General features: G+C 53.4%; 2 protein-coding genes. One reads left to right on the top strand and one right to left on the bottom strand.

The annotated features are described in order from the left end of the window. The coding region (locus A3754_RS03360) for a hypothetical protein (RefSeq protein ID WP_156496739.1) at window positions 1–185 on the bottom strand (185 nt) is incomplete at its 3' end. Window positions 186–360: 175 nt separating this feature from the next. On the opposite strand from A3754_RS03360, the gene A3754_RS03365 reads away from it, so the two are divergent. Continuing rightward, window positions 361–677 (top strand): SDR family NAD(P)-dependent oxidoreductase (locus A3754_RS03365; protein WP_156496740.1); only part of this gene is annotated, 317 nt, incomplete at its 3' end.

Raw genomic sequence — 677 nt, forward strand, 5'->3', positions numbered from 1 at the left:
GGGTATACGGTAATTCGGCCATCGTTATGTCGGTCCTCGACAGCAATCCGCACATCCACATAACCAAATGCATCGGCCAGTTGCCGGGCGTGCTCCCAGCTATTGGCCGGGTAGGGGTGGGAGGTCAGCTCAACAGTATCCCCGGTGCTGAAGGTATGGCGGAAACTGGCGCGATAAAATGGCATAGTAGACTCATCTATCGTGGTTATCGTGTGTGGCGGAGGCAGCACGGAATGTTCTGGGTTGCCGCAAGCTCAACAGCCACTCTAGGCGGTTGAACGGTTCCGCTGTGTCATCCACAAACCACTGTTTGAGTAAGATAAGTCTGAGGNTAAGGCCGATGATTCGGAGACGTAAGCGATGAATAGTATCCTGGTAACGGGCGGCGCGGGTTACATCGGTTCTCATACCGTTTTATTGTTGTTGGAAGCTGGGCACCAAGTGGTGGTGCTGGATAATCTAAGCAATAGCAGTCGTGAGAGCCTGATTCGTGTTGAGCGGCTTACCGGCAAATCGGTAACCTTTGTAGAGGGGGATATTCGTGATGCCAGCTGTCTGGATGCCCTGTTCTCAGCCCATGATATTGCGGCAGTAATCCATTTTGCTGGCCTCAAGGCGGTGGGGGAATCTGTTGCCATGCCGCTTGCGTACTACGACTGTAACGTGACTGGAAGCCT

Source organism: Alcanivorax sp. HI0083 (assembly GCF_001635175.1).